General features: G+C 64.8%; 19 protein-coding genes. 4 read left to right on the forward strand and 15 right to left on the reverse strand.

Annotated features, from left to right (window positions below):
- Window positions 1-15 precede the first annotated feature (15 nt).
- The gene (locus BMW76_RS24220; RefSeq protein WP_245763353.1) at window positions 16-324 is read right to left on the reverse strand and encodes a UxaA family hydrolase; all 309 of its coding nucleotides are present in this window, start codon (window positions 322-324) and stop codon (window positions 16-18) included.
- Between the two features lie 172 nt (window positions 325-496).
- Here BMW76_RS24220 and BMW76_RS24225 point away from each other — a divergent pair, with 172 nt between their 5' ends.
- On the forward strand, window positions 497-1,297 hold the full coding sequence (locus BMW76_RS24225) for an IclR family transcriptional regulator (RefSeq protein ID WP_090869778.1): 801 nt from the start codon (window positions 497-499) through the stop codon (window positions 1,295-1,297).
- A gap of 141 nt (window positions 1,298-1,438) precedes the next feature.
- The gene (locus BMW76_RS24230) at window positions 1,439-1,981 is read left to right on the forward strand and encodes a hypothetical protein (protein ID WP_090869780.1); all 543 of its coding nucleotides are present in this window, start codon (window positions 1,439-1,441) and stop codon (window positions 1,979-1,981) included.
- Window positions 1,982-2,035: 54 nt separating this feature from the next.
- Here the strand turns inward: BMW76_RS24230 and BMW76_RS24235 are convergent, their stop codons facing one another.
- Window positions 2,036-4,474: a bifunctional acetate--CoA ligase family protein/GNAT family N-acetyltransferase gene (locus BMW76_RS24235; RefSeq protein ID WP_090869782.1), complete on the reverse strand. Its 2,439-nt coding sequence runs from the start codon at window positions 4,472-4,474 to the stop codon at window positions 2,036-2,038.
- 411 nt (window positions 4,475-4,885) lie between these two features.
- On the opposite strand from BMW76_RS24235, the gene BMW76_RS24245 reads away from it, so the two are divergent.
- The gene (locus BMW76_RS24245) at window positions 4,886-5,755 is read left to right on the forward strand and encodes a LysR family transcriptional regulator (protein WP_090869786.1); all 870 of its coding nucleotides are present in this window, start codon (window positions 4,886-4,888) and stop codon (window positions 5,753-5,755) included.
- A 129-nt stretch (window positions 5,756-5,884) separates the two neighbouring features.
- On the opposite strand, the gene BMW76_RS24250 is transcribed toward BMW76_RS24245, so the two are convergent.
- The 11 genes from BMW76_RS24250 to BMW76_RS24305 form a co-directional block, all read right to left on the reverse strand.
- The gene (locus tag BMW76_RS24250; RefSeq protein WP_090869788.1) at window positions 5,885-7,486 is read right to left on the reverse strand and encodes a peptide chain release factor 3; all 1,602 of its coding nucleotides are present in this window, start codon (window positions 7,484-7,486) and stop codon (window positions 5,885-5,887) included.
- Between the two features lie 396 nt (window positions 7,487-7,882).
- Window positions 7,883-9,289: an MFS transporter gene (locus BMW76_RS24255; protein WP_090869790.1), complete on the reverse strand. Its 1,407-nt coding sequence runs from the start codon at window positions 9,287-9,289 to the stop codon at window positions 7,883-7,885.
- Between the two features lie 119 nt (window positions 9,290-9,408).
- The gene (locus BMW76_RS24260; RefSeq protein ID WP_090869792.1) at window positions 9,409-10,848 is read right to left on the reverse strand and encodes an NAD-dependent succinate-semialdehyde dehydrogenase; all 1,440 of its coding nucleotides are present in this window, start codon (window positions 10,846-10,848) and stop codon (window positions 9,409-9,411) included.
- On the reverse strand, window positions 10,845-11,903 hold the full coding sequence (locus BMW76_RS24265; RefSeq protein WP_090869794.1) for an aldo/keto reductase: 1,059 nt from the start codon (window positions 11,901-11,903) through the stop codon (window positions 10,845-10,847). The genes BMW76_RS24260 and BMW76_RS24265 overlap by 4 nt, the downstream gene beginning before the upstream one ends.
- A 30-nt stretch (window positions 11,904-11,933) precedes the next feature.
- Window positions 11,934-12,458 (reverse strand): formaldehyde-activating enzyme, encoded by a 525-nt coding sequence (fae, locus tag BMW76_RS24270; RefSeq protein ID WP_090869796.1) that lies wholly within the window; start codon window positions 12,456-12,458, stop codon window positions 11,934-11,936.
- A gap of 592 nt (window positions 12,459-13,050) precedes the next feature.
- Window positions 13,051-13,341 carry an H-NS histone family protein gene (locus tag BMW76_RS24280; RefSeq protein WP_090869800.1) on the reverse strand — a complete coding sequence of 97 codons (291 nt, stop codon included), beginning with the start codon at window positions 13,339-13,341 and terminating at the stop codon, window positions 13,051-13,053.
- 124 nt (window positions 13,342-13,465) lie between these two features.
- Window positions 13,466-14,665, reverse strand: a complete 1,200-nt coding sequence (locus BMW76_RS24285) for a serine hydrolase domain-containing protein (RefSeq protein ID WP_090869802.1) — start codon at window positions 14,663-14,665, stop codon at window positions 13,466-13,468.
- Window positions 14,666-14,731: 66 nt separating this feature from the next.
- Complete coding sequence (locus tag BMW76_RS24290; RefSeq protein WP_090869804.1) at window positions 14,732-14,935, reverse strand: hypothetical protein; 204 nt, start codon at window positions 14,933-14,935, stop codon at window positions 14,732-14,734.
- Between the two features lie 359 nt (window positions 14,936-15,294).
- Complete coding sequence (locus BMW76_RS24295; protein WP_090869806.1) at window positions 15,295-15,573, reverse strand: hypothetical protein; 279 nt, start codon at window positions 15,571-15,573, stop codon at window positions 15,295-15,297.
- Window positions 15,574-15,646: 73 nt separating this feature from the next.
- Window positions 15,647-16,225: a hypothetical protein gene (locus BMW76_RS24300; RefSeq protein ID WP_090869808.1), complete on the reverse strand. Its 579-nt coding sequence runs from the start codon at window positions 16,223-16,225 to the stop codon at window positions 15,647-15,649.
- A 71-nt stretch (window positions 16,226-16,296) separates the two neighbouring features.
- A complete protein-coding gene (locus BMW76_RS24305) occupies window positions 16,297-17,766 on the reverse strand; it encodes a sigma-54 interaction domain-containing protein (protein ID WP_090869811.1) in 1,470 nt (489 codons plus the stop codon).
- A 332-nt stretch (window positions 17,767-18,098) separates the two neighbouring features.
- Between BMW76_RS24305 and BMW76_RS24310 the strand changes: the two genes are divergently transcribed.
- A complete protein-coding gene (locus tag BMW76_RS24310; protein ID WP_090869813.1) occupies window positions 18,099-19,502 on the forward strand; it encodes a GntP family permease in 1,404 nt (467 codons plus the stop codon).
- A gap of 217 nt (window positions 19,503-19,719) precedes the next feature.
- Here the strand turns inward: BMW76_RS24310 and BMW76_RS24315 are convergent, their stop codons facing one another.
- A complete protein-coding gene (locus BMW76_RS24315) occupies window positions 19,720-19,959 on the reverse strand; it encodes a DUF2442 domain-containing protein (protein WP_090869815.1) in 240 nt (79 codons plus the stop codon).
- A gap of 101 nt (window positions 19,960-20,060) precedes the next feature.
- Complete coding sequence (locus tag BMW76_RS24320) at window positions 20,061-20,315, reverse strand: DUF6723 family protein (RefSeq protein ID WP_087736484.1); 255 nt, start codon at window positions 20,313-20,315, stop codon at window positions 20,061-20,063.
- Window positions 20,316-20,340 lie beyond the last annotated feature (25 nt).

Here is a 20,340-nt window from a genome sequence, read left to right on the forward strand (position 1 = left end):
AGTTCCTCGCCCGTGTCAGTGATGGACGAATGCGTGGCCTGCTTCGTGTGTGTATGTCGGCAGGTAATCGCTTTCGAGGTTGTGCGTATGCAGATGCTCGCCACGCGCGACGTCGGCCGTCACATGGCCGATCTCGGCGCCGTAGCGCAGCACCTTTTCGTCGGCGCGCAACGGGCGGCGCGCGACCTTGTGGCCGAGATCGATCGTCTTCGCGAGCGTCACGCGCTCGCCTTCGATATCGATCTGCGTTCCTGCCTGCAGCCGCACGGCGGCGATCAGGCAGTTGTCGTCGGGATTCAACAGAATCAGGCGGGGATCGGTCATGCCATTCTCTTCATTCATCAATGAACGTATTATTCATATTCGAACTTTGGCAAGTCAACCAATGGCGGACCGATCGGCATGGGTGTTTTCCCTGGCGCGCCGTGCCCTGTGTGTCAGTCCGTTGGCAGCCGATAATCGATGCAACTGTTAAAACACCAACCGATTTCCGACGATGGACGTGGAAGACAAGGAAGACGCCGACCGTTATCGCGCCCCTGCGCTCGACAAGGGGCTCGACATACTCGAACTGCTCGCCGAGCAGAAGAGCGGCCTGACGCGCGCCGAGATCACGAAGCTGCTGGGACGCAACGCCAGCGAGATGTACCGGATGCTGGAGCGGCTCGTCGCGCGCCAGTACGTCGTGCGTTCGGCGGGCGGCGACCGTTATTCGCTGAGCCTGAAGCTCTATGCGCTCGCGCATCGTCATCCGCCGATGAACCGGCTGATCTCCGAAGCGTTGCCGCTGATGCAGCGCTTCGCGGCGCAAGCGGAGCAGTCGTGCCATCTGGCCGTCTACGATCGCGGCAATCTGCTCGTGATCGCACAGGTGGACGGCCCGGGCACGTGGGGCATTTCGGTGCGCCTGGGTGCGCGCGTCGGTCTGATCGACACGAGTTCGGGACGCACGATGCTCGCGTTCCAGACGCCCGAGCAGCGCACGCACATGCTTGCCGAGCACACGAAGGTCAAGGGCGAAGTGACCGTCGATCACGACGCGCTGGAAGCCGCGTGCGCGAAAATCCGCGCGGCCGGTTTTTCGCAGAAGGACAGCCAGCAGATTTTCGGCGTGACCGATCTGACGTTTCCGCTGCTGACGGCATCGGGCCAGGCGATTGCGGCGATGACGTGTCCGTACCTCAAGCGTATCGACGAATACGTCGCGCCGTCGCTCGACGAAGTCACGCAGATGCTGCGTGAGACGGTGCAGGGCCTGTCGATGTTTGCGCAGCCGGAGATGCGCGCCGAGCCGTGAGCGACCGATGCGCACGCTGCCGCGCGTCGCGCGCGCATTCGATTCGAATGGGCAAACACGTTGCGTTAGAATGTCGGCCCTTTTCCGAATCGACGACTTTCGCCGCATGCGTTCTCGCGCATGCGCGCTCACTGATACGCAATGGCCAAACTTCTGTCCGACCTCGAATTCCAGCGTTTTTCCGAACTCCAGCAGAAGCAGGCAAGCTTCACGATCACAAGCGACGAAGCCGATGAACTGCGCGACATCGTGGCTCGCGCGCAGCAGAAACGCGACGACCGCGCCGCCGCGATGCAGCAGATCGAAATCTTCATCGCGCAGTTCGACATCACGCCGGACGAACTCTTTTCGGCCGATCAGATCGGCGACGCGGCCCGCAACTTCGGCCTGATTCCCGCCGCGAAAAAAGAGCGTGTGCTGCCGCCGACGGTGACGTTCAACGGGAAGCCGTATCAATGGACGCGCGCGCTGCCCGACGAAGTGCGCGTGCCGCTCTTCGAAGCGTTCACGGCAGGGCAATCGGTGAAGACGTTCATCGCGACGCCGAAGGACGCGATGCGCTGCGCCGCGACGATCGCGCGTCTGGAGCGCGAAACGGGCGCGATCTACGCGCCCGAGTGGCTGGAGGAACTGTCGGTGTCGCGCGAACAGGTCGACGCGGCGGCGGCGAAGCTCGCGGCTTGATGGGCTTGATTTCGGATTTCCGCTGACGCGATGAGCTCGCGCTCAACGCTCACGTCAGCGCGTGCCAGAGCATGAACGCGACGCGCCGTAGGCTGGCGCGACGCCTCGTTGTTTATCCTTCTGCCCCTCTCCGTTCTCCTCCGGCTGATCCAGCGCCATCCTGAAGCCCACGACGCCCGGGTCTTCCGTCCGCATAGTCGTGAAGCCGACGGCCGTCGCGAGCCCGATCATCGCCGAGTTCTCGCGCAGCGCCTCGCCGATGAGCCAATGCGTGCCGCGCGAGCGCGCATACGCGATGATGCGCTCCATCAGCAGACGCCCTAATCCCTTGCCCTTCTGATCCGAACGCACGGCCATCGCGAACTCGGCCGTCTCGTTGTCGGGGTCCGCGACCGCGCGCACGACGCCGAGCGTGCGGATCGAGCCGTCATCGTTTTGCGTCGTCGCGATCAGCGCCATCTCGCGGTCATAGTCGATCTGCGTCATGCGCGCGAGCTGCGAATGGTCGAACCGGCCGACGGCGCCGAAGAAGCGCAAGCGCAGATCGTCGGGCGTCATCGACTCGACGAAGTCGCGATGCGCGTCCTCGTCTTCAGGACGGATCGGCCGCACGGTGATGCGCTGGCCGCGCCAGTCGAGCGTTTCTTCATAGCGGCGCGGATACGGCATGATCGCGAAGCGCGTGCGGTTCGCCGACAGCCGCAGACGCGGCCCGACGATGGCCACGCCGTTTTTCATCACGCGCAGCGCGAGCTTGAGCGAAACGATCTCGCGGATCTCCGACACTGCCTGCGAAATCGACGTCAGCGCGTTAAGAACAGGCTCGGGCGCAACCTCGCGTGCATACGCCGAATTCGACAGGATGTCGTCCGACAGAACCGGGTTGAGGGGCGGCAGGCCGAACACGCACATCGGCCGCGCCTCATCGTGTTCGGGCGGCGCGGTGAAGCGGAACACGGGGCCGAAGTTGTCGTCGTCGCGCAGCTCGACCGTGATGTCGACGACGGCATCTTCGCGCGCGTCGTCGGGCACCGTGCGCAGACTGAAGTGTGCAAGCAGCCGCGCCGCCTCGTCGCCGTCGAGCTCCGTCACGCCCGACGACAACGCCGCGCACGCCTGTGCCTGGGCCGCGTCGATGGCTTCCGGCACGCGCGACGGCTGGCCCTCGGGCGTCTGCATCAGCAGCTCGCGCACGAGCCGGTACTCGACGAGACGCTCGAACGCGCGCGCAAGACGCTGCGGCGTCGTGTGCACGGGAATGCCGTGCTCGTGCAACGCATCGCGCGTCTCGCGCTTCAAGCCGCCGAAAAAGCACGCGAGCAGCCCGCGATACGCGTAACGCTGATTCGCGATCAGCGCCTGCGCGACTTCCTCGACGGGCGCGCTGTGCGTCGACGCATGCACGACGAACGCGGTGCCCGTCGAACGCTGGTCGGCCAGCACCTTCAGCGCCATGCCGAAGTGCTCGGCACGCGCGTCGCTGCCGAGCAGCAGCGGATTGCCTGGCCTCGCGCGCGGCAACGCCTGTGCGAGCGCATCGACGGCACCAGGCGGACACGGCGCGAGCGTGTCGCCGGCGGCCTTGAAGGCGTCGGTGGCGAGCGTCGCGACGCCGCGGTCGCTCGTGATCAGCGTCGCCGTCGCGCCCGCCGCGACGCGTCCCACGCCGAGCGTTTCGATTTCATCCAGCAGATCGTCGAGCGCATCGACGCGCACCACGCCCGCGCGGCGAAACGCGGCGGTGTACAGCGCATCGGCGGGGTCGCTGCGGCCCGAGCGCAGCGCGAGCACCGGCTTGTTGCGCGCCGCCGCGCGCGCCGCCGACATGAACTTGCGCGCCGCCTTCACGGAATCGACTTCGAGCAGGATCGCGCGCGTGCCGGGGTCGCTCGCGAGATAGTCGAGCACGTCGCCGGCATCGACGTCGGCTTCGTCGCCGAGCGCCACCGCGTGCGAAAAGCCAAGGCCGCGCGCATGCGCCCAGCCGAGCACCGCGTTCGTCAGCGCGTTCGACTGCGATACCCACGCGACGCCGCCCGAGCGCACCGTCACGGAAGGCGCGCCGAGATGCGCCTTGAGCGCGGGCGTCACGATGCCGAGGCTGCCCGGCCCGACGACGCGCAGCAGATGCGGCCGCGCGGCTGCAAGCGTGTGCCGGACGTCGGCGCGGCCGTCGTCGTCGCGCGCCTCGCCGACGATGATCGCCGCGCGCGTGCCGTGGCCGCCGAGCGTGTGGACGATGCCCGGCCACGTCGACGGCGGCGTGCAGACGATGGCCACCGTCGGCGCATCGGGCAGATCGCCCGCGTTGCCGACGCACGCATGGCCGTCGAGCATGTCGTACTTTGGATTGACGGCCCAGACGGGGCCGTCGAAGCCGCCTTCGATCAGGCGCTTCCAGACCATCGCGCCTGTGCTGCCCTCGCGATTCGAGGCGCCGATCACGGCGACGGATTTCGGTCGAAACAACGCGTCGAGATTGCGTACGGTCACGGTCGCTCCGCGAGTGAGATGGGCGCGCGGCAAGTTCCGCTAATGCGCGCGATTTCATCAGGATAGGCGAAGAGCAGCGACACAGTGATGTCCGTGCGGGCGCGATGCCGCGCGTCGTGCTCTATCGCCGCCGATTTGCGTTCGATATCAGCGGATGCCTTAGGAGCCAGAGCCTGCATTCCGCCGATGCGGCACCCGGCCGCGCCTTTTCCGATGCGGCCCGCGTCCGCTTACGCGCCGCCTGGCGCACATGTAGAATCGCCCCACGCTCGCGGCGCGGCTCTGCGTTGACGCGCCGTGCCCGTGCGTTCAGGTTGCACTCAACTGGCAGCCGCCGGCCAGGGGAAGCGCGCCCGCAGGCAGTCCGCCGGAAGCGGGACATAAAAGAATGATGAGACTGAAGGAAAATCCATGCGGCGTCTGCCCTCGCTGATCGCGTTGCGCTTTTTCGAAGAGACGGCCCGACACTTGAGTTTCAACCGCGCGGCCGTCGCGCTATGCGTCACGCAGGGCGCTGTCAGCCGGCAAATCAAGATTCTCGAAGAATCGCTCGGCGCGAAGCTGTTCGAGCGCGATCACAAGGGCATCCGTCTGACGACGGCCGGACTGCGACTGCTGCCGTGTGTGTCCGAAGCGTTCGATACGCTCGAGCGCGGCACGCTGCTCGTCACGACGGCCAAGGGCCGCCGGCGGCTCGTGCTCTCCGTGCCGCCGACCTTCGCAACGCAATGGTTTTCACCGCGCCTGGGCTCACTCGCGATCGAGTTGCCCGACGTCGTGCTTTCCGTGCGCACGGAGCCCACTGACGACTGTCACTGCAACATCCGCTTCGGCCACGACGCGCTGCCCGACGCACATTCAGAACGGCTGATGATCGAGCGGCATACGCTGGTCGGCGCGCCGCGGCTCGCGGGAGAACCGCTCGGCAAGCTGCTCGAAACGCTGCCCGCCTTGCACGTGCTGCACAACGACGCGCGCCTGAACCTGTGGCCGGACTGGCTCGACAAGGCCGGCCTGCCCGCGCGTTACGCCGAAAACGGCATCGAGTTCTCGACGCTCGAACAGGCGATCCATGCGGCGCGCAAAGGCGTGGGACTCGCGATCGTCGATCGCAACATGATCGTCGAGGAGCTGGACGAAGGCAGTCTTGCGCCGATGTCGGACGTCGAGGTCAGCGGCCCTTATGGGTATTGGCTCGATATCGCTCTGCGCCACGAAACGCTGGAACACGTGCAGGCGTTTGCCGGCTGGCTGCGGGAACAGGTGCTGGAAATGTCGTAAAGCGCGGTCGTAACGCGCGATGCGTCTAAAGCAAAAAGCCGTGTTCGTTCTGGCGAACACGGCTTTTGCCATTCAGCGGCGGCAAATTGTACAAATTGCGTACGGATCTCGCACAAATCGTGCGCGCCGTTACATCGCTTTCCTGAACGGCGCGCCCGAATGCTCGCGCAGTTCGTTGAACACGATCTTCGGCCACGCCTTCTGCGCGACTTCGATTTCGGAGATGTGCGACGCGAGGTACGTCGGCGCTTCGGCGGCGTCGTATGCGATACGCGGCGAGTACGAATCGCAGAAGCGGCGCAGCTCGGCGGCATCGTCGCACGTCACCCAGCGCGACATGCGGTAGCGCGCGGGCGACATCCGCACGTCGACCTTGTATTCCGTCGATAGCCGATGCGACACTACTTCGAATTGCAGTTGCCCGACGGCGCCCAGAATCATCAGGCCGCCGACGACGGGCCTGAACACCTGGATCGCGCCCTCTTCGCCCAGTTGCTTGAGCGCTTCGCCGAGTTGCTTCGCGCGCATCGGATCGACCACTTCGACCGTCTGAAAAATTTCCGGCGCGAAGAACGGCAAGCCGACGAATTGCAGCAGCTCGCCTTCCGTCAGCGTATCGCCGAGACTCAGTGTGCCGTGATTCGGAATGCCGATGATGTCGCCCGCGTACGCCTCGCTGACTGTCTCGCGGCGCTGTGACAGGAACGTCACGACGTTGTTCGCGCGAAAGGTCTTGTTGTTGCGCGTGACCTTGAGCGCCATGCCGCGCTCGAACCGGCCCGAGCAGACGCGGATGAACGCGACGCGATCGCGGTGCGCGAGGTCCATGTTCGCCTGCACCTTGAACACGACGCCCGTGAACTTCGGCTCGTCGGGCTGCACGGGACGCTGCACCGTCATCCGCGCGGACGGCGGCGGCGCGAGATCGACGAGCGCGTCGAGAATTTCCTTCACGCCGAAGTTGTTGATCGCCGAGCCGAACAGCACGGGCGACTGCTGGCCCGCGAGAAATTCGTCGCGATCGAAGCTGGGCGTCGCGCCCGTGATCAGCTCGATCTCTTCCTTCGCGCGCACCCACGCGTGGCCGAAGCGGCGCTCGCCTTCTTCGTCACCGGGCGCGCGCACGGTCTCGACTTCGCCGCCGAGCGTGTCCTCGCCCGCGCGGAATACGCGCACCTGATCGTTCTGCACGTCGTAGACGCCCTGAAAGTCCTTGCCCATGCCGATCGGCCAGGTGAACGGCACGGCCGACACGCCCAGATGCTGTTCGATTTCGTCGAGCAGATCGAGCGGCTCGCGCACTTCGCGGTCGAGCTTGTTGATGAACGTGACGATGGGCGTCTTGCGACTGCGGCACACTTCGAGCAGCTTGAGCGTCTGCGCTTCGACGCCGTTCGCGCCGTCGATCACCATCACGGCGGCATCGACGGCCGTCAGCACGCGATACGTATCTTCCGAGAAGTCTTCGTGGCCCGGCGTATCGAGCAGATTGATCACGCAATCGCCGTACTCGAACTGCATCACCGAGCTTGCGACGGAAATGCCGCGCTGCTTTTCGATCTCCATCCAGTCGGACGTCGCGTAGCGGTTGCTCTTGCGGCCCTTCACGGTGCCCGCGATCTGGATCGCGCCCGAAAACAGCAGCAGCTTTTCGGTGAGCGTGGTTTTACCCGCGTCCGGGTGGGAAATGACCGCGAAGGTACGGCGGCGTTTGAGTTCGGAGACTGACATGGGGTGTGGCGGTTAATGAGTTCGGGCAGGTTCGGGCTGAGCCTGTGGCCGGAGCGGCGGCTTTGGGCTTGCGGCTTTGGGCTTGCGGCTTTGGGCTTGCGGCTTTGGCTTGCCGCTTCGGCCCGCGCCGGGCTTGGCCGACGGACCGCTTCAGAGCAAGCGCAGCCGGTTGCGCGGTCGGCCGGTACGCCGCGCGGCATATATCGAGGCAGTGGCAATAGTTGCCGGTTGCCCATGCGTCGAAGCAACGGACGGAATGATACACGTGACAACGCGCGAAGGCGGGAAATCAGGCGGATAGGCCTATCGACAGGCCGCAAAGAAAGCAAAAAGCCCGAAGCCCCACGACGGGGCTTCGGGCTTGCAACAAGACAATGAATCGATGCGTGTGAACCGCTACGCGCCGCTCGCCTGGTTCAGCGTCAGATGCTTGGTCTCGGGCGCCCACGCAATCGACACGATCATGCCGACGAGCAGCACCGCGGCCAGCGCGAGCATCGTCGAATGAAAGCCGAGCCGTGCGATGCCGAGCGGCAGCAGGAACGTGCCGACGGCCGAACCGAGCCGGCTGCACGCGATCGCGAGACCGACGCCGCACGCGCGCACTTCCGTAGGGAAGCACTCGGGCGGAAACACGCCGACGAGATTCGAGAACGCCGACATCGTCAGCGTGAACACGGCGAAGGCGACGGTCATCCAGAGCGCCGCCGACTCGGGCAGCATGCTCAACGCAATCAGCGACACGCACGTGAGCGCGAACGAGCCGATCAGAAAGCGGCGGCGCGACAACGCGATCGTCAGCCAGATGCCGAGCAGCGCGCCGAGCACGAGAAAGCCGTTGAGCAGGAAATCCGCGCCCGAGCCGTTGTCGAGATGAATCGCCTTGAGGATGGACGGCAGGAACGTGTAGATCGCGAAGTACGGGATCACGAGGCACACGAAAAACGCGCAGTTGAAAACCGTGCGGCGAATCAGGTCGGCCTTGAACAGCCGCGCGAAGCCGCCGCTCGCATGTGCATGATCGTCGTGCGCGCCGTCGAGCGTCACGTTCGGGCCGAAGTATTTCAGCACGACGGCCTGCGCCTCCGCGATACGCCCCTTGCCATGCAGCCAGCGCGGCGATTCCGGCGTGCCGATGCGCGCGACGAGCACGGCCAGCGCCGGCACGCCCGCCGAGGCCAGCAGCCAGCGCCACGCATCGGGCGACGCATCCGCGTAGTACATGGCGAGCACGTTCGCGACCACGTAACCGATCGTCCAGATCACGCTGAACGAGCCGAGCAGCGTGCCGCGATGCTTGCGCGGCGAAAACTCCGCGAGGATCGCGTGACCGACGGCGAAATCGCCGCCCATGCCGAAGCCGATCAGCACACGCAACGCGCACAGCATCGCCGGCGACGTGACGTAGAACTGCGCAAACGCGGCGAGCGTGATGATCAGAAAGCTCAACAGGAAGATGCGCTGCCGGCCCATGCGGTCCGACAGCCAGCCGAACACGAGACTGCCGACGAAGATGCCCATCAGCGCGGAACTGCCGATCATGCCTTGCCAGAACGCGTCGAGCGGCATCTGCCTGTTGAGCATCGCGAGCGCATAGCCGATCGTGCCGAGCGCGTAGCCTTCCGTGAAGTGCGCGCCGAACGTCAGCCCCGCGATCTTGACGTGGAACGCGTTGAGCGGCACGTCGTCGAGCGGGATCGCATCGCCGGCCGCATGTGGATGGTGGGAATGCTCGCGCGCCGCAGCGCGCGAAGAATCGGAAGCGAGGCCGGTCGGCCGCGCAAGCAGGTCCTGGTCGGTCAAGATGATGTCTCCTTTGTTATCGCTTGATCGCGTAATCTTGTATTCGCGCGTCCCGCAGTTCGCGCCGGGACGCGTACCCCCTGGCTCTCCGCCGCGCGTGGCGGACACAGCTTCGACGGCTAGCGCGCGAGGCCGCCCATCATCATGTACTTCAGCTCGACGTACTCATCCATGCCGTACTTCGAGCCTTCGCGGCCGAGCCCCGATTGCTTGACGCCGCCGAATGGCGCGACTTCCGTCGAGATGATCCCTTCGTTGATGCCGACCATGCCGCTTTCCAGCGCCTCGGCGACGCGCCACGCGCGCCCGAGATCGCGCGTATAGAAGTACGCGGAGAGACCGAACGGCGTATCGTTCGCGGCCTCGATCACTTCGTCTTCCGTCTCGAAGCGGAAGCACGCGGCGACGGGGCCGAAGGTCTCTTCTTCTGCAATCCGCATCGATTGCGTTGCATCGACGAGCACGGTCGGCTCGTAGAACGTGCCGCCCAGCGCGTGACGCTTGCCGCCCGTCAGCGCCTTCGCGCCATGCTCGAGCGCGTCGGCGACGTGCGCTTCGACTTTCGCGAGCGCGGCCTCGTTGATCAGCGGACCTTGCTCGACGTCGCCCTTCAGCGCATCGCCGACGCACATCTTCTTCACGGCTTCCGTCAGCGCTTGCGTGAACGCGTCGTAGATGCCGTCCTGCACGTAGAAGCGGTTGACGCACACGCAGGTCTGCCCGGTGTTGCGGAACTTCGACGCGATTGCGCCTTGCACGGCGGCATCGATGTCGGCATCGTCGAACACGATGAACGGCGCGTTGCCGCCCAGTTCCAGCGACAGCTTCTTCAACGTATCCGCCGACTGCTTCGCGAGCAGCTTGCCGACGCGCGTCGAGCCCGTGAACGATAGCTTGCGCACGACGGGCGACGCCGTCAGCACGCCGCCGATCGCGACGGCATCGCCCGACACGATGTTGAACACACCCGCCGGAATGCCCGCGCGCGCGGCGAGCACGGCGAGCGCGAACGCCGACAGCGGCGTTTCTTCCGAAGGCTTCAACACCATCGTGCAACCGGCCGCGATCGCGGGGCCCGCCTTGCGCGTGATCATCGCGAGCGGAAAATTCCACGGCGTGATCGCAGCGACCACGCCGACGGGCTCGCGCGTCACGATGATCTTCGCGTCGGGCTTCGGGCTCGGAATCACGTCGCCGTAACTGCGCTTCGCTTCTTCCGCGAACCATTCGAAGAAGCTCGCCGCATAGCCGACTTCGCCCTTCGCCTCGGCGAGCGGCTTGCCCTGCTCGCGCGTCAAAAGCTCGGCGAGCGCGTCGCGATGCTCGAGCATCAGCTCGCCCCAGCGCTTCACGCGCGCGCCGCGTTCCTTCGCGGTCAGCGCGCGCCAGGCGGGGAAAGCGCGCCCGGCGGCATCGATCGCGTGCGCCGTTTCATGCGCGCCGCCCTTCGCGACGTTCGCGATTACCTCGCCCGTCGCCGGATTGCGCACCGCGTATGTGTTCGCGCTTTCGTACCACTCGCCGTCGATGTAGTGGCCCGTGCGGAGAAATTCGCTCATGCTGCTTTCCCCACTGCTTGACTCAGGTCCGAGACCGTATCGGCGAATACGCCTTGCGCGGGACGCGCTTCGCGCGCGATGCGCCTGCCGGCCGTGTAGTCGTTGATCAGATCACAAGGCGTGTAGTTGCGCTCCAGCTCGTGCAGCTCTTCGGCATCGAGCTTCGTGCTCAACGCGGCGAGCGCGCCGTCGAACTGCGCCGGCGAATCAGCGCCGACCAGCATGCTCGCGATGCCTTCGCGCTGGAGCACCCAGGCCTGCGCAATCTGCGCCGCCGATACGCCGCGCTTCGCCGCGACGCGCGCAGCGGACGCCGCGATCTCGCGCGATGCCGTGTCGCCATACATTTGCGCGGTGAAGAAGTCGGTCTGATTGCGCGTCGATTGCAGATCGCTCGTCAAAAGACCGCGCGCGAGCGGGCTGAACACCGAGACGCCGACGCCCTGATCCTGGCAGTACGGAATCATCTCGCGCTCTTCCTCGCGATACGCGAGGTTCAGTTGCAGCTGCATGTTGATCGGCTTGTGCCAGCCGTTGCGCTCGCAGACCTGCATGATCTTCGCGAACTGCCACGTGTACATCGTCGATACGCCGATGTAGCGCGCCTTGCCCGCGCGCACGATGTCGTTCAGCGCGGCCATCGTTTCTTCGACGGGCGTGTTCACGTCGAAGAAATGCAGCATGTAGATGTCGACGTAGTCCATGCCCAGACGCGTGAGCGATCCGTCGATGCCATCCATGATGTGCTTGCGCGAGTGGCCGCCGGCGTTCTGATACGCGCCCATGTCGTAGCCAACCTTGGTCGTCACGACTATTTCCTCGCGGCGCGCGAGGCGCTTCAGAATGCGGCCAACTACTTCTTCGCCGACGCCCGTCGAATAGAAGTCCGCGAGGTCGATAAAGTTGACGCCGGCTTCGAGCGCGTGACGCACGATCGGCTCGCTTTGCGCTTCATCGAAAATCCACGGCTTCCATTGCGGCGTGCCCATGTTCATCGTGCCGAGGCACAGACGCGAAACCTTCAGGCCCGACTGGCCCAGGCGTATGTATTCCATTGCGTTGTCTCCCTTGTGCCGTCGGCCGGCTTAGCGCTGCTTCGGCGTGTAGAACGGGTTCGACACGTCGCGCGCGGCGGCGAATACTTCTTCCTTGTGCGGCAGTCCCTTCATCGCGGCGACGATCGCATTCCTGCACGCGCGGTAGTTGTTTTCGAAGACGGCGTCGAGATCGTCGGTCTTCGGGTTGACCCAGTTCGCCGATACGACGACCCAGTCGTTCTCCGCTTCGGGCGGCAGCGTGCCGTTCTCCAGCGATTCGGCCACCGCCTTCGCGATGCCCGCCTGCGATGCGCCCCACGTCGCGTTGCCATGGAAGTCGCCGTCGATCTGCGCCTTGTTGACGTACAGCGTCAGCGGCTTGGTCGGCACGCCCGGACGCGCGATCACGACGAACGGTGCGTGGCCCGCGGACGGCGTCGACAGCGCCGTCGCGAATGCCTGGCCGGCGGGACCATTGCGCGGGCCGACGAGCACGTTGATGTGCGCGAGGTTCACGCCCGGACCTTCGAATCCTTCGCCGATAAACAGTTGCTTTTCAGTGGTAGCGCTCATGGTTCCCGTTCCGTCAGATTTGAGTGGATGCGCGGATTGTGCTGTCCGGAACGCGCGACGATGAATCGATGTTTTTTGATCCGGGGTATGAGGCGGACTCAACTCCGGGTTTCCACTGAGCGAGCGTTATCGGCGACGGAAAGGGTTGAGGTGAGCGTTTTCGGGAGATGCGAAAAGCGGTGGCCAATGTGGCCTGGCGCGAAGCCGACGCGCGATCGACGGGCACTGTTCGCGTCAACGAATCCGAAAGAAGAAGCGTGCGGCCGCGTTTTCGATGGCACGCGCAAACGCTTGTCGCACAAGGCTTTTCGGAGAGTCGAGCGGACTGGCTGAAGAATGTGCGTGGCCGCTTCGACGGGTCGTTCGCACGCCGCTCGAATGCCAGCCCCGCGAGCCTCGACGCACATCACGTCGGGCAAAGGTGAGGAATTTCGGGACGTCCGCAACGGTGCGCGCGGCACCGATGCATTCGCTCACTGCACGTCCGGCTCAGACAACGAACGATGCCGCTTCGGGACAGGAAGGAATGAGAGGAAAGACATCGACGCGCCTATGTGAGCGCGTCATGCATCAGCAAATAACCAGGCACAACTCATTCGCCGATCAGAAACTTTTCGCGATTCTTACCCGCAAGCCAGGCTGGCGCGCGGCCACGGCCGCTCCAGGTCTCGCCCGTCTTCGGATTGCGATACTTCGGCGGCAACGCAGCCTTGTGCGGCGCGCGTGCCTTTGTCGAGAACCCGAGTTCTTCGGCGGTGATGCCGTACTCGGCGATCTTCTGCTTGATCTCGGCGATCGTCTGCGTGACTTCCTGCTCGCGCGCCTGTTCCATCTCCTTCTGGAGCTTTTCGAGTTGCGCGGTCAACTGTTTGTATGTGGCCATCTGGCAAGGTCTCCATGCATGTCCGTACGGCAACTGTGACCGCATCGGACGTAAAAAGTGCCGGGTAGGAGTGTAGTGCCGTCAGAAAGGCATCGGTAGTGCGCGTTGTCAAAACATGACGAATTTAGTCGTCGATCGCATCGTACAGACGACGCTCGAACTCGACGACCATATCGAACGGTTCGACGGAACGTCGCTGTATCAGCATCTGGCCGATCATGTTCTCGACAGGATCGGCGAACCAGCTGGTGCCGAATGCGCCTGGCCATCCGAACGATCCCGTCGACCGATAGCCGAGCGGCAACTGCTGCGCCGGATCGTCGACGATGGAAAGGCCGAGGCCGAAGCCCTGCCCCGACCACTGCACGTGTCCGATCGACGGCATCCGGCGCTGGTCGCGCGCGAGAAAATTCGTGCGCATCAGATCGACGGAGCGATGCGACAGCAGACGCACGTCGCCGACGCGGCCGCGTCCGAGCAGCAGGCGTGCGAACTGCAGATAGTCTTCCGCCGTCGACACGAGCCCGCCGCCGCCGCTCTGAAAGCGGCGCGGGTTGGCCCAGCGGCTCGCTTGCGGCCGGTCTTCGACGACGCGCCGGCGCGAGTCGGGGTCGATCGCATAGGCGGTGGCGAGACGCGAAAGCTGCGCGTCGGGCACGCAGAACACTGTGTCGCGCATGCCGAGCGGCTCGAAGATGCGCGTGCGGAAGAAGTCGCCGAGCGACAGGCCGCTGATCCGGTGGATCAGCACGCCAAGCACATCCGTTGCGATGCCGTAGTGCCAGCGCGAACCGGGATGAAACATCAGCGGCAGCGTCGCGATGCGCGCGAGCCATGCATCCGGCCTGTGGCCCGAATCGAATCCATTGAACACGGAAGCGTAGGCATCGGCGAGCGGCCCCGTCGACGTGAAGTGATACGCGAAACCCGCGCGATGCGTAAGCAGATCGAGCACCGTGATCGGTGCGCGCGCCGGTTCCGTTTGATCGAGCGCGCCGCCGGGATCGCGCAGCACGCACGGCGCCGACAGTTCCGGCAGCCACTGCGCGACGGGCGCATCGAGCGTAAGGCGGTCTTCTTCGACGAGCATCATGATCGCGGCGCTCGTCACCGGCTTCGTCATCGACGCGATGCGAAACAGCGTATCGCGCTGCATCGGCAGGCGCTCGGCTTCGTCGCGCCAGCCGCGCGCGTCGAAGAGCCCCGTCTCGCCGTTTCGCCACGCCAGCGTGACGACGCCGGCCACTTCGCCGCGATCGACATAGCCTTGCATTGCATCGGTCAACCGGGCAAGACGCGCGGCCGAGAATCCTGCTCTGTGCATCGACAGTCCTCGTGGACAGTTGGCAAGGCGCGCATCGCGCGCGATAACGCGAATGGCGCAGCGCGCTCAGCGCTTGTGACGAATTTCGAGTGCGTGCAGTGCGTCGCTGAGCTTTTGAACACGTCTGACCTGCGACGGCACCAGCGGCGCCAGCGACACCGAATCGATCCGGCTGCGCCAGTATGACAGCGGAATGCCGTCGGCAGCCGAGATGCGCGATATCACGTGTTCGAGGTGTTCGATATCCTTTTCGATCTGTTCGTGATTCATTGCCTTCCCCGTGGTCCCTCGCAAGGCGTTATTGGCCAGCACGAAATATGCCGTGGAAATCTCGTGCGATCTGGTCTCTATGTCGTCGTGCTGCTGCACGCTTTCCGAAAACCGGATGAGCCGCGTGTCTGGTGTTTGGCGCCCGTTAGCGCCGCAGAACTTTGCTGCGTTCTTTACCAGGCAATTTATACGAGGAGATCGTTGCGTTCAGTTGGGCGCCGCACGGAAGTGTCTCGCGCGGCGTGCCGGTGCAACGGTTCGGAGGTGTGCTACGAGGAGATGACGGGCTGCGCGCGCAGCCCAGCGCCGCGGATGAATCCGGCTACGGTTCTGGAAAGTGGACAGGAAAAACGCGCCGCTCACTTGCCTCGGCACGCGTACAACAGGCTGCGTACGCCGTTGTTGGTCGTGGTGCGCATCGTATCGAACGCGCCGCCGCACATCGCCTGCGCCTGCTGCTCGCAGTTGTCCGAGCCGGCCGGGCACTGGACGAGCGTAGTCGGCCGGCCGTCCGGTGAGAACAGCGGCGGCGCGCTGCTGCACGCGGCGAGCGCACCCGTCATCGCCAGCGCGGCGGCAAGCGACGCGCCGCGGACCCAATGCGCCGGGCGCGCCGCGGATGTTTGACTGCGTTTCATGGAAGACCCCGTTGGCTACTTGTTTTTCGACGAACGCGATTGTGCCATGGCCGCCTTGCGTTGCGTCGTCAGGCTACTGCGGCTGTGCATCGGGCTTTATGTCGGGCTGTGCAAGCGTCTTGTAGGGCATCGCCCCATGCGCGCCCGTCGCGATGCGCACGAAAACCTGTTCGACGTCGGGGATCGCTTCCAGTTGCTGTTGCAACGCATGCCTGTCGAACGATGCGGGCGCGCAACCTTCCGCATAGACGAAGCGGCGCTGCACCGTGATCCACAGGCTCGTGCCGTCGAACGCATGCGGATTCGTCAAGCGCGCGTGAATGGAATCGGCGATCTCCGGGTCGTACATGTACGAGTTCGGCTTCGTGCACTTATGCGCGAGCCAGCACGTCGTGCCGCGTTCCGCGCGATAGTGCGCGTCGTCCTCCATCTGCGCGCGCGTCATCATCGGACCCAGCGGGACGGGGCAATCGGCGATTGCATGCGAGAGCGCGAAGAACGGATCGTTGTACCAGTTGCGCCGTTCCGTCGATGCCGCAGCGGAGGCAGCCGGACCGGCCGTCGGCGCCTGCTGCGCATGCAGCACACTGCAAGTCGCGCTCGCGATGAACAGCATGATGCCCGCACTGATGCCTGCGCCCCGGCGTGTCATGGCCTTGTCTCCTTGTCGCGCTTTCCGTGTCGAATGACGATCGTACTGCGCAGCGCCGCTCGCGGCGAGCCTCACACGTCGATGCCGTAAGCCGCGATCTTCTTGTAAAGCGTCGCGCGCCCCATGCCGATGCGCGTGGCCGCTTCCGTCACGCGTCCGTTGCAGGCGCGCAGCGCATCGCAGATAAAGCGCTTTTCGAACGCGGCCATTGCATCGGCCCACTGCTGCGGCGGCGCATCGTTCGACGCTGCCGTCGCGGCCGTTGCTTCTGCCGATACCGATGCGGGCGGCTCGAACGCGGCCTTTCCACGCAGCGGCCCGATGAATGGCGCGAGCGCGCGCGCGTCGATGCGTTCGCTGTCCGACAGCATCACCGCACGTTCCAGCGTATTGCGCAACTCGCGCACGTTGCCGGGCCAGTCATACGCGCAGAGAAGGCGCAACGCGTCGTCCTGCAATTCGAAGTGACCGCCGCGCACCTGCGTCGACAGATCTTCGAGGATCGTATAGGCGAGCGCTTCGATATCCGTTTGCCGCTCGCGCAACGGCGGCGCGTGGATGGTCAGCACGTTGAGGCGGTAGAAAAGATCTGGGCGGAAACGGCCCTCGGCGACGAGCGCGGGCAGATCGGCCGATGTCGCCGCGATGATCCGCACGTCCGCGCGCACGATGCGGTTCGAGCCGAGCGGCTCGAACTCGCGGTCCTGCAACACGCGCAAGAGCTTGCCTTGCAGCGGCAACGGCATATCGCCGATTTCGTCCAGAAAGAGCGTGCCGCCGTCGGCCAGCTCGAACTTGCCGACGCGGCCCTTGCGATCCGCGCCCGTATAGGCGCCCGCCGCCGCACCGAAGAATTCGACTTCGAGCAGCGCGTCGGGAATGGCCGCGACGTTGACGGTGACGAGCGGCTTCGTGGCGCGCGCGGACGCGCCGTGTATCGCATGCGCGAGCAGCTCCTTGCCGGTGCCCGTTTCGCCGAGCAGCAGTACAGGCGAATCGACTTGCGACGCGCGCCGCGCCTGGCGCTTCACTTCGAGGCTCGCCGCGCTCGTGCCGACGAAGCTTGCGAACGTGTACTTCGCGCGCCGCGCTTGGGCAAGCGACTGGCGCGTCGCGATCAGCTCCTGCTGCACGCGCGAGTAGTGCGAGAAAAGCGGCGTCAGCGCTTTCATTTCGTCGAAAAGCGCGAAGCCGACGGCGCCGACCGTCTTGCCCACGTCGTCCTTCAACGGCAGGCGCGTGACGACGAGCGGCTCGCGATCCGTTTCGAGAATGTCGAGCAGGATGGGCTTGCCCGTCATCACGACTTCGCGCATCAGGCTGTTCGGTATCACCGCTTCGCAGTCGCGGCCGATCGCCTGCTGCGGATCGGAAAAGCCGAAGCGCGCCGCGTAGCGCTTGTTGATCCACACGACGCGCGCGTCGGCATCGACGATGAACGTGCCTTCGCTGAAGTTTTCGAATGTGCGGAAAAGCGAGTCCATCGCGCGGCGCAGGACGTCGCTGTAGGTCGCGGGCAAGCCCGACCAGTCGTTCATCATGTTGACGCTGTCTCCGTGTAGTCTTTTTTGTAATTGTCTCAATTTGTGGACGGATTATCTCACGATTGAGACCTGCAAGAACCCCGCTGGATAGGGTATGCTTCGCCGCGTCGAATCCGACGGACGGAAATTTCGTCTCGAATTTGAGACGCTTCTGTTATTCGTTCGAATCGCCGTGCTGCAAATGCGCCCGGTGGTGCGCCTGTCGATAACCCGTCATGCCGTCGAGCCACGTCTGGCGGGCATGGCACGGAACCTGCGTCGACGGGCGCCGGCCGTCGCACCGACCTTCGCGCGCGTCCACGTAGAACAACCAAGCTTTGGAGACTCAATTGGCTTTTGTCATCGTCCTCGCCGCCCTGGCGTTTCTGATGTTTGCCGCTTATCGCGGCTATAGCGTGATTCTCGTCGCGCCCATCGCCGCGCTCGGCGCAGTGCTATTCGTCGATCCCGCTGCCGTCGCGCCCGTGTTCACGGGCATCTTCATGGAGAAGATGGTCGTCTTCGTGAAGCTGTACTTCCCCGTGTTCCTGCTCGGCGCCGTGTTCGGCAAGGTGATCGAACTGTCGGGATTCGCCGCGTCGATCGTGCATTCGGCAATCCGCTATATCGGCCGCTCGCGCGCGAATGCGGTGATCGTCGCGGTCTGCGCGCTGCTGACTTACGGCGGCGTGTCGCTCTTCGTCGTCGTGTTCGCGGTGTATCCGTTCGCGGCCGAACTGTATCGCCAGAGCAATATTCCGAAACGCCTGATGCCGGGCGCGATCGCACTGGGCGCGTTCTCGTTCACGATGGATTCGCTGCCGGGCACGCCGCAGATCCAGAACATCATTCCGTCGACGTTCTTCAAGACGACCGCGTGGGCCGCGCCGGCGCTCGGCATCGCGGGGTCGCTGTTCATCATCGTCGTCGGACTGACGTTCCTCGAATGGCGCCGCCGCTCGGCGATGGCGAAGGGCGAAGGCTACGGCACGTCGCTCGTCAACGAGCCGGAGCGCGTCGAAACCGACCGTCTGCCGAATCCGCTGCTGGCGATTGCCCCGCTGATTCTCGTCGGCGTCGCGAACTTTGGGCTCACGCGCATGATTCCCGACTGGTACGGCGCGAGCTACACCGTTGCACCCGAAGTGCTGCCGGGCAACCACGGCGCGGCCGTGACGGCGACGATCAAGTCGGTCGTCGCGATCTGGTCGGTGGAAGGCGCGCTGCTGCTCGGCATTCTGCTCGTCGTCATCACCGCGTTTGGCCGCGTGCAGGAACGTTTCGCATCGGGCACGAAAGCGGCTGTCGGCGGCGCGTTGCTGGCTTCGCTGAACACCGCATCGGAGTACGGCTTCGGCGGCGTGGTCGCGGCGCTGCCCGGCTTCCTCGTGGTCAGCGATGCGCTCAAGAGTATTCCGAATCCGCTCGTGAATGCGGCTGTGTCGGTGAGCTCGCTGGCGGGCATCACGGGATCGGCGTCGGGCGGCATGAGCATCGCGCTCGCGGCGATGTCGGATCTGTTCATCAAGGGCGCGGAGGCCGCGCATATTCCGATGGAAGTGCTGCATCGCGTGGTCGCGATGGCGAGCGGCGGCATGGACACGCTGCCGCACAACGGCGCCGTGATTACGCTGCTGGCTGTCACGGGGCTGACGCATCGCGAGTCGTACCGCGACATCTTCGCCGTCACGGTGATCAAGACACTCGCTGTGTTCTTCGTGATCGCGCTTTACTACGCGACGGGGCTGGTTTAGGGATTGACGGCGTAGGGCGCGTGGCTCGCGCGCCCTTCCCGTTGCAATCGAGGCGACCCATTGGGTCGCCTTTTGTTTTTTTGCGGCCGATAACGACACTGCGCTCAACACCGCGAGCGATCGGGCGATCAGGCGCTTCCGGGGCGCTGCCGCTCGCGGCGCGTCCTCGCATTCGTCACACTGCCGCGTTCGCGCGAAGGCGAAAAAGTCGCTGCCGCTAATGACGCATCGACTCCGGCAACGACAACAGCAACGCGGTCACGTCCATGTCTTCGTCGAGCTCGGGCCAGAAAAGCTGCTGCTTGTCGAGCGAAATGGCGAAGTGCTCGCGCTCCGTGTCGGTGGCCGCGGCGAGTGTCGGAAACCAGTTGAGGGGAAATTCGACGGCACGGCCGTCGGCCAGGTCGAGAAACAGGTGTGCACTGTCGAAATGCACATCGACGGCATCAGCGCGCATGATCGTCTCCGGCAAGATCCAATCAAACGATAGTCGGGCGATGCGCGCGCTTCAAGCGCATTGCGCGGGGCCCGAACAGAATTTCGCCGGCGCCCGCGCGCTCACATTTCGGGCCGCGCGAGATCGCCTTCGACGATATGCTCGCCGTACACCTGAGCCGCCGCGAGCGCTTCCTCTTTGGTTGGAAAAGGGCCGAGATCGGGTGCGCCGTCGAACGGAAACAGCAGACGTCCGTCCGTCTTGCGCACGACGCGCAGCACGCCGAAAAAGCGCCGGTAGCCGGCAAGCTTCGAGCCCGCGCTGACTTCGAAATCGCTCTCGCTCTTGCCGGGGACACTGGGAATGAAACCGCTCATGATGACTTCTTGAATGCGTGAACTG

The sequence above is a fragment of the Paraburkholderia diazotrophica genome, from assembly GCF_900108945.1.
In the GTDB taxonomy this organism is placed as follows: domain Bacteria; phylum Pseudomonadota; class Gammaproteobacteria; order Burkholderiales; family Burkholderiaceae; genus Paraburkholderia; species Paraburkholderia diazotrophica.

Excerpts from the sequence above, each read along its gene's own strand:
- BMW76_RS24220 (WP_245763353.1), bottom strand. The coding sequence starts at position 324 with ATGACCGATCCCCGCCTGATTCTGTTGAATCCCGACGACAACTGCCTG.
- BMW76_RS24225 (WP_090869778.1), top strand. The coding sequence starts at position 497 with ATGGACGTGGAAGACAAGGAAGACGCCGACCGTTATCGCGCCCCTGCG.
- BMW76_RS24230 (WP_090869780.1), top strand. The coding sequence starts at position 1,439 with ATGGCCAAACTTCTGTCCGACCTCGAATTCCAGCGTTTTTCCGAACTC.
- BMW76_RS24245 (WP_090869786.1), top strand. The coding sequence starts at position 4,886 with ATGCGGCGTCTGCCCTCGCTGATCGCGTTGCGCTTTTTCGAAGAGACG.
- BMW76_RS24250 (WP_090869788.1), bottom strand. The coding sequence starts at position 7,486 with ATGTCAGTCTCCGAACTCAAACGCCGCCGTACCTTCGCGGTCATTTCC.
- BMW76_RS24260 (WP_090869792.1), bottom strand. The coding sequence starts at position 10,848 with ATGAGCGAATTTCTCCGCACGGGCCACTACATCGACGGCGAGTGGTAC.
- BMW76_RS24265 (WP_090869794.1), bottom strand. The coding sequence starts at position 11,903 with ATGGAATACATACGCCTGGGCCAGTCGGGCCTGAAGGTTTCGCGTCTG.
- fae (WP_090869796.1), bottom strand. The coding sequence starts at position 12,458 with ATGAGCGCTACCACTGAAAAGCAACTGTTTATCGGCGAAGGATTCGAA.
- BMW76_RS24280 (WP_090869800.1), bottom strand. The coding sequence starts at position 13,341 with ATGGCCACATACAAACAGTTGACCGCGCAACTCGAAAAGCTCCAGAAG.
- BMW76_RS24285 (WP_090869802.1), bottom strand. The coding sequence starts at position 14,665 with ATGCACAGAGCAGGATTCTCGGCCGCGCGTCTTGCCCGGTTGACCGAT.
- BMW76_RS24290 (WP_090869804.1), bottom strand. The coding sequence starts at position 14,935 with ATGAATCACGAACAGATCGAAAAGGATATCGAACACCTCGAACACGTG.
- BMW76_RS24295 (WP_090869806.1), bottom strand. The coding sequence starts at position 15,573 with ATGAAACGCAGTCAAACATCCGCGGCGCGCCCGGCGCATTGGGTCCGC.
- BMW76_RS24300 (WP_090869808.1), bottom strand. The coding sequence starts at position 16,225 with ATGACACGCCGGGGCGCAGGCATCAGTGCGGGCATCATGCTGTTCATC.
- BMW76_RS24305 (WP_090869811.1), bottom strand. The coding sequence starts at position 17,766 with ATGATGAACGACTGGTCGGGCTTGCCCGCGACCTACAGCGACGTCCTG.
- BMW76_RS24315 (WP_090869815.1), bottom strand. The coding sequence starts at position 19,959 with ATGCGCGCTGATGCCGTCGATGTGCATTTCGACAGTGCACACCTGTTT.
- BMW76_RS24320 (WP_087736484.1), bottom strand. The coding sequence starts at position 20,315 with ATGAGCGGTTTCATTCCCAGTGTCCCCGGCAAGAGCGAGAGCGATTTC.